The organism is Bradyrhizobium agreste (assembly GCF_016031625.1).
Taxonomy (GTDB): domain Bacteria; phylum Pseudomonadota; class Alphaproteobacteria; order Rhizobiales; family Xanthobacteraceae; genus Bradyrhizobium; species Bradyrhizobium agreste.
Window position 1 is genome coordinate 91491 of record NZ_JACCHP010000022.1, and the last position, 9329, is coordinate 100819.

Annotated in this window: 8 protein-coding genes and 1 pseudogene; 7 read left to right on the forward strand and 2 right to left on the reverse strand. The window is 64.3% G+C overall.

What is annotated here, in order from left to right; translation table 11 throughout:
- Window positions 1–6 precede the first annotated feature (6 nt).
- Window positions 7–1506 (forward strand): mannitol dehydrogenase family protein, encoded by a 1500-nt coding sequence (locus tag HZZ13_RS28575; RefSeq protein ID WP_197962854.1) that lies wholly within the window; start codon window positions 7–9, stop codon window positions 1504–1506.
- 93 nt (window positions 1507–1599) lie between these two features.
- On the forward strand, window positions 1600–2007 hold the full coding sequence (locus tag HZZ13_RS28580) for a nuclear transport factor 2 family protein (protein WP_197962855.1): 408 nt from the start codon (window positions 1600–1602) through the stop codon (window positions 2005–2007).
- A 24-nt stretch (window positions 2008–2031) separates the two neighbouring features.
- Here the strand turns inward: HZZ13_RS28580 and HZZ13_RS28585 are convergent, their stop codons facing one another.
- Window positions 2032–2790 (reverse strand): HAD family hydrolase, encoded by a 759-nt coding sequence (locus HZZ13_RS28585; protein WP_197962856.1) that lies wholly within the window; start codon window positions 2788–2790, stop codon window positions 2032–2034.
- Window positions 2791–2944: 154 nt separating this feature from the next.
- On the opposite strand from HZZ13_RS28585, the gene HZZ13_RS28590 reads away from it, so the two are divergent.
- The 3 genes from HZZ13_RS28590 to HZZ13_RS28600 all read left to right on the forward strand — a co-directional run bounded on the left by HZZ13_RS28590 (window position 2945) and on the right by HZZ13_RS28600 (window position 6354).
- Window positions 2945–3793, forward strand: coding sequence for an SDR family oxidoreductase (locus tag HZZ13_RS28590; RefSeq protein WP_197962857.1), 849 nt, complete (start codon window positions 2945–2947; stop codon window positions 3791–3793).
- A gap of 123 nt (window positions 3794–3916) precedes the next feature.
- Window positions 3917–5185: a serine hydrolase domain-containing protein gene (locus HZZ13_RS28595; RefSeq protein ID WP_197962858.1), complete on the forward strand. Its 1269-nt coding sequence runs from the start codon at window positions 3917–3919 to the stop codon at window positions 5183–5185.
- 590 nt (window positions 5186–5775) lie between these two features.
- Window positions 5776–6354, forward strand: a complete 579-nt coding sequence (locus HZZ13_RS28600) for a MarR family winged helix-turn-helix transcriptional regulator (protein WP_197948376.1) — start codon at window positions 5776–5778, stop codon at window positions 6352–6354.
- 12 nt (window positions 6355–6366) lie between these two features.
- Here HZZ13_RS28600 and HZZ13_RS28605 read toward each other — a convergent pair whose 3' ends face one another.
- Entirely contained in the window at window positions 6367–7323 is a 957-nt protein-coding gene (locus tag HZZ13_RS28605; RefSeq protein WP_197962859.1) for a hypothetical protein, read from the reverse strand.
- Between the two features lie 818 nt (window positions 7324–8141).
- On the opposite strand from HZZ13_RS28605, the gene HZZ13_RS28610 reads away from it, so the two are divergent.
- The gene (locus tag HZZ13_RS28610; protein ID WP_197962860.1) at window positions 8142–8912 is read left to right on the forward strand and encodes a response regulator transcription factor; all 771 of its coding nucleotides are present in this window, start codon (window positions 8142–8144) and stop codon (window positions 8910–8912) included.
- 199 nt (window positions 8913–9111) lie between these two features.
- A pseudogene (locus HZZ13_RS28615) lies at window positions 9112–9329 on the forward strand (hypothetical protein); the annotation flags it as partial.

Sequence of the window (9329 nt, forward strand, 5' to 3'; positions counted from 1 at the left end):
ACGTCCATGCGCCAGAGTTCGCTGCGCCTTGATTCCAGTTGCCTTGGCCGCGCCAATCTCGACCGGCTGGTGCCAAGCATCCGCCGTCCGGCCTATGACCGATCGCGCGTCACGCCCGGCATCGTACATTTGGGCCTGGGGGCTTTTCATCGTGCCCATCAGGCCGTCGTCATCGACGATTGCCTTGCGAGCGGCAGCATGTCCTGGGGCATCGTCGGCGCGAGCCTGCGCAGCCCGGATACGCGCGACGCCCTCGCCCCGCAGGACCATCTCTACACAGTGGCTGTGCGAGCCGCCGAGGGTACCGAGCACCGGGTGATCGGCGCCCTGCTCGACAGTGTCGTCGCACGCGAGAAGCCGGCAGCCCTGGTCGAGCGAATGGCCGATCCTACCACCCGCATCGTTTCGCTGACCGTCACCGAGAAGGGCTATTGCCACACGCCGCAGACCGGCGACCTCGATGAGCGGCATCCCGACATCGTGCACGACCTGAACAATGTCGATGCCCCGCGCTCGGCGCCGGGCTTCATCGTCGCCGCGCTGGCGCGCCGGCGGGCCCAGGGTCTTTCGCCCTTCACCGTGCTGTGCTGTGACAACCTCGCCGCCAACGGCCACACCGTACAGCGGATCGTGACGCAGTTCGCCGCGCTGCGCTCGAAAGACCTCGGCAAGTGGATCGCCGAGACGGTCGCCTTCCCCTCGACCATGGTCGACCGCATCGTGCCGGAGACGACGGATGCCGACCGCGATGCGGTCGCATCGGCGCTGGGCATGCGCGACGCCTGGCCTGTGATGACCGAGCCGTTCACGCAATGGGTGGTCGAGGACCGCTTCACCGCGGGCCGGCCGGATCTTGCCGCAGCGGGTGTCGAGCTCGTCACTGACGTCAAGCCGTTCGAGCTGATGAAGCTGCGGCTCCTCAACGCCAGCCATTCCGCGCTGGCCTATCTCGGCTATCTCTCCGGCTACGAGACCATCGCCGACACCATGCAGGATCCGCATTTTGCACGCCTCGCCGCACAGGTGATGGAAGAGGCCGCGGTGACGCTGATGATGCCGTCAGGCACGGATCTCGCCGCCTATCGCGCCTCCCTGCTCAAGCGCTTTTCCAATCCGGCGCTGCATCACCGCACCTGGCAGATCGCCATGGACGGCTCGCAAAAGCTGCCGCAGCGACTGCTTGGGGCGATGCAGGATCGCCTTGCGAAGGGCTTGCCGATCGCAACGCATGCGCTCGCGGTGGCCGGCTGGATGCGCTACGTCAGCGGCGTCGACGAGCAGGGACGGCCAATCGACGTGCGCGATCCACTCGCCGGCGAATTCGCCGCGCTGGCGCGCGAGGCGGGTCCCGTTGCCGAGCGCCTCGCGCCGGCACTGCTCGGGGTGGCGAAGGTGTTCGGCCCGATCGGCGCCGAGCCGCGCCTGCGCGAGGCCGTCACCGCGGCGCTCGGCCGCCTCTATGCTGACGGCGCGCGGCGGGCCGTGGCAAGGCACGTTTCGGCGTGACCACGACGCGGCAGCGTCATGAATGCTGCACTGCAGCCGAAATCGACAGAAGTTGCGCTTGATTTTTGCCTGTCCTTGCCCCACCCGAGAGTGATGGGAAACGACAACAAGGTCATCGCCGCCAACGCCGCCTTTTACGCCGCGTTTTCAACCGGCGACTTCGCCGGCATGGAACGGATGTGGGCGGACGACGACGGCATCTCCTGCATCCATCCCGGCTGGCCGGCCATCATCGGGCGCGCCACCGTGATCGGAAGCTGGCGCGACATCCTGCAAAACCCGCAGCGGCCGCAGATCGTCTGCGCCGAGCCGCAGGCCATCGTCGACGGCGACAGCGCCCGCGTGCTCTGCATCGAGATCGTCGACGGCACCGCGCTGGCTGCGGCCAACCATTTTCGCCGCGTCGGCGACGACTGGCGCCTGGTGCACCATCAGTCCAGCCCGATCGCACAGATTGTCGAGCAGGCTGAGGACGATAGAGCCAGTCACCGCGTCCACTGAGCACGGCGATCACGGGAGCGTGATCTACTGTGCATGGGGTTGTTTTTCAGCTTTTTTGTTTGGCGGGTCCGAAAGTTCCGACAGATCGTCGAGCACGATATGCGCGCCGGTGAAGTCGTCGTCCCCGAAGAACATGCTGCGGGTGATCAGAACCGGGATGCCGGCACGCGAGGCCGCAATCAGGCCGTTGGCGGAATCCTCGATCGCAACGCAGTCGGACGCCCCGAGCTTCAGCCGCGCCAGGATCTCGAGATAGACGTCCGGCGCCGGCTTCTTGTGCCTGACGTCATCGCCGGCGACGATCGCATCGAAATCCGCGGCCCAACGTTTGCCCAGCGCCTGCGACAGCAGCGCATCGATATTGCCGTGCGAGGTGGTGGTTGCAATCGCAAGCCGCTGGCCCCTCGCCCTCGCCGCAGCGAGCAAATCCGTCACGCCCCGCCGTAAGGGGCAGCGGCCGGCCTCGACCAATTCGGCATAATGCGCGGTCTTGATCCGGTGAAGCTCTGCGATGTCCGTGTCCGACAAGGGCGGAGCAGTCACGAGCCTCTTGTGGTAGGCGCGGATGCGTTCCTTGCCGCCCGTCACCCGCAGCAGGTCCTTGTAGACGGCGCGGTCCCACTGCCAGTCGAGACCGTGGCGGGCGAAGGCAAGATTGAAGGCCTGCCGATGCAGCTCCTCGGTTTCGGCCAGGGTGCCGTCGACGTCGAAGATCAGCGCGGCGGCGCGCCGGATCAGTTCGGGGGCGTCCGCTGGCGACTGAACCAACGCTTCGGCCTGCATGATGGATGCTTCCCTTCCGTTGCTGCGTGAAGCGAGCATCGACCGAGCCGGAGGGCGAGACAAATCGCAATATCTTTTGCCGGACCCAAAAATCTCTTATGAGCGAACGGCGCGCGACGGCGCGAACGGGAACTTTCGTCTGCACGGGAGACGCATGCGGCTTTTCATCCTCGGCCTCGGCTACAGCGCCCGGCACTTCGTCCGCAAGCACGGCGGCAGCTTCTCGCATGTCGCCGGCACCGTGCGCGATCCCGCGCAGCGCAACGATCTCGCCGGCCTCGAGGTGCATCCGTTTTCCGGCAGCGATCCGTCGCGCGAGACGGTTGAACGGGTTCGCGACGCCGATGTCCTCCTGGTGTCGATCCCGCCCAGCAGCATCGGCGATCCAGCCATCGTGACGTTCGAGGGCGTGCTCAAGGGAAGGAGCCGCAAGGTCGTCTATCTCTCCACCATCGGGGTGTACGGTGATCACGGCGGAGCGTGGGTCGACGAGAGCACGCCGCCGCAGGCCATGCTCGACCGCACGCGCATGCGGATCGCGGCGGAGCAGGCCTGGACGGATGCAACAGGCGGCGATGCGGCGATCCTCAGGCTTGCCGGCATCTACGGCCCCGGCCGCAACGCGCTGGCGACGCTGCGCGCGGGAACGGCGAGGCGCATCATCAAGCCGGGACAGGTCTTCAACCGCATCCACGTCGACGATATCGCAAGCGCGATCATGGCCGCTGTTCATCACCAGGGCGGCGGCGTTTGGAACGTCTGCGACGACGAGCCGGCGCCGCCGCAGGACGTGATCGCCTATGCCGCGCAGCTGATGGGCGTGGCGCCGCCGCCCGAAGAAGCGTTCGCCACCGCCGAGATGTCGGCGATGGCCCGCAGCTTCTATGCCAGCAGCGCCCGTGTCGCCAATGCGAAACTGAAACGCGAGCTCGGCGTCACGCTGGCCTGCCCCACCTATCGGCATGGCCTCGACGCTCTCTGGCGCGCAGGCGAAGGACGTTAGGGTTCCTGCACTCCGATGCCTCCCAGACATGGCTCGCCCGCGCTTGACTTCCTGCCGGCGCGGTCGTGATCTAGCCTTCGAGCGAGTCACCACACAGCGAGCTCGCCCCTTGGGAGGATGGAAATGAACAAGACGATCGCCATGATCGCGGCGACTATTGCTGTCGTCACGCTCGGCGCCGCGCGCGCCGCGCCGTTGCCCGAAGCCAATCCTGACGATGTCGGATTTTCGAAGCAAAGCCTTGCACGCCTCGATGATTTCTTCGGGCGCGAGATCGCGGCCAAGCGCGTGCCCGGCGCAGTGGTCGCCATCGCCCGTGACGGCAAGCTCGTCCATTACAAGGCCTATGGCCTGCTCGATCCGGCAAAGAGCACGCCGATGCCGCTCGATGCGATCTTCGCGCTGGCCTCGATGACCAAGCCGATGGCAGCGGTCGCCGGCCTGACGCTGATGGAGCAGGGACGGCTGCCACTCCAGGCCAAACTGTCCGATTACTACCCGGGCTTTGCCGATATGAAGGTCGCAGTTGCCCAGGCCGACGGCTCGCTCAAGCTCGAGCCGCAGGCCTCGCCGATCTTCATCCACGATCTCTATCGGCATACGTCGGGGTTGATGTATGGCGGCCGCCCGGACTCATCGAGCCCGGTGGCGCGGCAATATCCCGATGGCACTGCGCCGGCGATCGAAGGCGACACCCAGGCCTTTATCGATCGCATCACCAAGCTGCCGCTCGCGCACCAGCCGTCGACCGCGTTCGAATACGGCTTTTCGATCGACGTGCTCGGTGCAGTCATCGAGAAGGTGAGCGAGCAGAAGCTCGGCGACTATCTCGCGGCCAATGTCTGGCAGCCGCTCGGCATGAAGGATGCGACCTTCCATCCGACCGACGCGCAGCGCCCCCGCCTTGCCCGCCCCTTCGCGAACGATCCGCTCACGGGCAAGCCGCAGGCCATCAAGCTCCTGGACACCCCAACCAAGTTCGACTGCGGCGGCGCCTGCTCGTTCGCGACGGTCGGCGACTACATCCGCTTCGGACAGATGCTGCTCAACGGCGGCGAGCTCGACGGGCAGCGCATCCTCGGTCCGAAGACCGTCCATCACATGACGGCGAACCATCTCGGCCCAGAGATCAAGAATAACGTCGCCAATGTCGAGCCGCATCGCGGCGGCTTCGGCTTCGGCCTTTCGGTGGCGGTCCGGACGGCCGAAGGATTGTCGTCGGTCCCGGGCAATCCCGGCGAGTTCACCTGGAACGGCGCCTACGGGACGCAGTTCTTCTGCGATCCCAAGGAGCGTCTCGTCGTGGTGGTGGGGACGGCGGCACCGGGTGAGCTCAGGAAGTATTACCGCGAGCAGGTCCAGGACATCGTCTACGGCGCTATGACGAAGTGAGACGGCCACGCTCCTGAAAGAGAAAGGGCGGCCGCTTGGGCCGCCCGCTTGATTGAGCGTCAGCTCAACACGCCGTATTTCTTGAACCAGGCCTCCATAGTGGCCGAGCACCGGCGCCTTCATCTCGGGCGCGAGCTGCAGCGGGCTCTTCGGCCCAACGGGTTGGCAGCAACATCCATTAACCGAAAGAAGCGGTTCCTTTCCCCGCCGGCCGGCCTCCTGGGCGCTGCAAGGGATGCACCTGTGCGCACGCCCGACAGGCTCTGCCGCAACAAATAGCAATCGCAGTCACGACGGTGACGCATCATGTTGCTCGCGCATCGCTTGTCATCGCCAATTCACGTGCGAACCGCCGTCATTTGATTGAAATTTTCCGAATATCTGGGCCGCGCGATTTACCCGGTCTTTCTTTGTGACACCCTAGTTCCAAGGCCGGAAGTTCCATCTTCGGAAACGCAGAGGCTTCTTCCCGCGACGCGCCGATACTCGCCCGCAACGGACGACCGAGCGCAAGCGGGCTTCGTTCTCGTCCGCCCCGATTGCGCTACCCAAGGCCCAATTGAATAAAGTTTATCCGACCTGGAACTGAAATGAATTTGGCTCGTGAATCGATTGAACTGCTGGAGCAGGCCGCACGCATCCTGTGGTTCGAAGGCACCAAGCACGGTTTGCGCGACCGCGAGTGGATGGCGCTGCGCTTCCTCTCCCGCGCCAACCGGTTTTCCCGAACCCCCTCGGCGCTGGCGAGCTACGTCGGCACCACGCGCGGCACCGCCTCTTTCATCATCGGCGAGCTCGAGCGGCTCGGTTATCTCGAGCGGAAGCGCTCGGCCACCGACAAGCGGTCGGTGACGTTGAGCGTGACCCAGCAGGGCAAGAAGTTCCTGGTGCGCGATCCCGTCAACGTCCTCGTCGAGGCGATTGCCGTTCTCGACGACGAGGTCAAGATCCGCTTCCGCGACACGTTCCGGCACGTTCTGGACCACTCGGATGCCGCCGAGCAGCGGCACCACACCGACGTCTGCAAGCGTTGCATCTTCCTGCGGGAGGATCGCGCCAGTGCCGACAGCAAGACGACGGTCGAGTTCAGCTGCCGCTTATTTCGTGCGCCGATCGCGGAGGCGGAGGTCGATCTGCTATGCACCAGCTTCGAGCATCACCGCCAATAGAAGGCGGTTCGATCAGGGCGTCGCCTTGCGCGACGAATAGATGACGCCGCCGCTGGATTCTACCACCAGGCGCCCGTTTTCGTTCCTGATCTCTTCGATGCGGCCAAGACCGGGCACCTGTTGCCCCAGCACGGCTTCGACGACGCCGTTCGGCCCTTGCAGGATCACGATTCCCTCATAGGCTTGGCGGACAGCCCAGCCCTTGATCGTCTTGCGCGGCGCCGACGCACGCTCGGCGGCAGGCACCGATCCCGTGAATTCGGGCGCGGCGACCGCGGCCATCATCGGTCCTTGCGGTGACACCGGCTGCGTCTGCACCGTCGCCGGCGCGGGAGCTTGGACCTGGACTTGGGCCTGCGCCTGAGCGAGCTTGTCGAGCTTCACCGTGGAGGACGAGCTCACCCGCTCGATCCGGTCCAGGTTCTCCGCAAACCTGCCGAAGCGATCGTTCGTGACCTTGCTGGATTGATCGACCGCGGTGCGCAAGCCGTCGAGATTTTCGGACACGCCCGACACCTGCTTGCGCAGTTGCGCGACGGTCTCGCGCAGATTCCTGATCTCCGCATTGGCCGCAGCGTTGTTCGGCGCGGGCTGCGTGGTGAGATAGGCGATCACGCCGGTGCAGGCGCAGACCACCAGCATGGCAGCGACCGCCAGAGTTGCGAGCGGCACGACCCATGTCGGACGAGGCGGTGGCGGCTTCGCCACGATCACGGCCGGCTTGATCACAGCCGGCGTGGGTTTCGGGATTGCCATCTTGTCGAGGCGCGCCTTGGCGCGGATGCGCTTCAAGCCCTCGAGTGCCTCCTTTGCGAGAGCCTCGTCGCTGGCCGCGGCCGATACGCGCTTTGCGCTCGCGGCAGGCTTGGTCGTCCGCGCCGCGTTGTCCATTGTATCGCTTGGCGCCGGCTTCGCCGCCGCGGAAGCATCCGTGGTCGCGTTGGGACGAGCTTGTCCATCGGACGACATATGAAAATGCTCCGTTCGGTTCGGTCTGTCGAACGACGACGTTATTTGCCGAAGCTTGCCTGAAACGTGCGCGTCGTAAGCCCTTCATCGCGTGTAATGCGACGTCGGATGAGTCGATCACGTCATACACGTGGCGATAGTGCGACTCGAAAGACACACACTCGCCGGATTTCATCAAGCTGGAGTCGCGGCGCAGACGTGAGTCGAACTGCCGCATGTGAAAAAACGGGTTCCAGGGTCAATCCCGGGTTGAAAACCCATCAATGTGCGTGCGCCGGAACACCACCCGAAATGGCTGTAATTGTACGGGGATGCGGAACTATACGACCAGCACGGTGCAAAATTAGTTCGGCATCAAAATCAACTGATGCGATTGAATACATCAAGAAACAACCCGCAACGAATCAACAGCATCAAGCGCGTGTAGCAATCGCTTTGTTCCGCACGCTTGATCGGAAATCGGCAATCGTTACGGTTCTACTCAAGTGATTCTCGCCAGTTGGCGAGGAGATCGACACGGTTCAGCAGTGTTCGGACGCGATGAGCAACTTGGCGCAACTGTTCTAGGTCGTTTCTCAATCTGCTCCGCGAGGTGATCAGTTAGACACCCGCCGAGCCTCACGCAGTAAGCGTTTCAGTATCGAGTTGAAGTAACAGGCCTGCGAAACGCAGGCACTGAACGCGTAGGGCTGCCCGCGAATATCGAAACCACAACAACGGTTCGCGGGATGGAATGTCGTCAAACAGCATCGTTGCCGAGCCGGGGCATCACAACAACCAACCGGCCGCAACGAGTGCGAAACAGGGGCGAAAGACTGATGTATATTATCGTTGATGATCGTGAGAGCGTCGCGAACAGCTATGTCGGAGGGCTCGTTCGCGAAGGCGTATCGTCGATCGGCTTCTCCTCCGGAGAATTCTGGGACTGGCTGCAATCTGCGAGCGAATCCGATCTGGCGGCGGTGGACGCTTTTCTCCTCGGGGATTGCGATGCCCGCGGAAGCCTGCCGCGGGCGATGCGCAAGCGCTCCTCGGCTCCCATCATCGCCATGAGCGGCCAGAAGATGCTCAAGAACACGCTGGAGCTGTTCGAATCGGGCGTGGACGACGTCGTGCACGTGCCGATCCACCTGCGCGAGATCCTCGCCCGAACGGCCGCGATCGCGCGCCGCCGCGTGGGCGAGCTGCCGAGGCCCTGCGAGAGCAGGATCCAAGTCTTCTTCAACGGCCGTGATCCCGAAATCGCGGGCCACGCCCTCACCCTACCCCGCCGCGAACTGCGCATTCTCGAATATATGGTGGCCAACCACGGCAAGTGGATCACCAAGACGCAGATCTTCAACGCGGTCTACGGCATCTTCGAGTCCTCCTTCGACGAAAGCGTGATCGAGAGCCACGTCAGCAAGCTGCGCAAGAAGCTCCGCGACCGCCTCGGCTTCGACGCGATCGTGGCAAGGCGTTACGTCGGATACCGCCTCAACATCCCGGCGGGCGAAAGCCTCGACGAGCCGGTGCAGGAGCTCGAAGACATCGGCATCCTCCTGAACAGGGCGCAGGCCGCCCCGGCGGCATACCCGGCCGGCAACTGACACGGCAGGACATCGCCACGAAACCGGGAACGGCCTCTGCGAACATCTTTGCAGAGGCCGTTGCACTTAAGGTGGCGAGCTGAACGCACGCCTCGCCCTTCGAGACGGCGCTGACGCGCCTCCTCAGATCCTATGGGGCGGCGGGTGGTCAAGAGAGGTTAGGATTGGATTGCAAACCACCCAGCCTCGGAGGACCAAGATGATCAAGCTCGATCGCATTGACGCACCCGCCACGGCGGAGCATGCCACGGTTTACCTGGCTTTTGAACTGAGCAAAGCGAAATGGAAGCTCGGCGTGTTGCTGCCGGGCTCACAGAAGCTGAGCCGGTACACGATTGGTGGCGGTGATCTGGTGGCCTTGGCAGCGCGGCTTGCAGACGTGCGCAAGAAGGCTGCCGCGGATGGACGGCCGATACG

Excerpts from the sequence above, each read along its gene's own strand:
- HZZ13_RS28575 (WP_197962854.1), top strand. The coding sequence starts at position 7 with ATGCGCCAGAGTTCGCTGCGCCTTGATTCCAGTTGCCTTGGCCGCGCC.
- HZZ13_RS28580 (WP_197962855.1), top strand. The coding sequence starts at position 1,600 with ATGGGAAACGACAACAAGGTCATCGCCGCCAACGCCGCCTTTTACGCC.
- HZZ13_RS28585 (WP_197962856.1), bottom strand. The coding sequence starts at position 2,790 with ATGCAGGCCGAAGCGTTGGTTCAGTCGCCAGCGGACGCCCCCGAACTG.
- HZZ13_RS28590 (WP_197962857.1), top strand. The coding sequence starts at position 2,945 with ATGCGGCTTTTCATCCTCGGCCTCGGCTACAGCGCCCGGCACTTCGTC.
- HZZ13_RS28595 (WP_197962858.1), top strand. The coding sequence starts at position 3,917 with ATGAACAAGACGATCGCCATGATCGCGGCGACTATTGCTGTCGTCACG.
- HZZ13_RS28600 (WP_197948376.1), top strand. The coding sequence starts at position 5,776 with ATGAATTTGGCTCGTGAATCGATTGAACTGCTGGAGCAGGCCGCACGC.
- HZZ13_RS28605 (WP_197962859.1), bottom strand. The coding sequence starts at position 7,323 with ATGTCGTCCGATGGACAAGCTCGTCCCAACGCGACCACGGATGCTTCC.
- HZZ13_RS28610 (WP_197962860.1), top strand. The coding sequence starts at position 8,142 with ATGTATATTATCGTTGATGATCGTGAGAGCGTCGCGAACAGCTATGTC.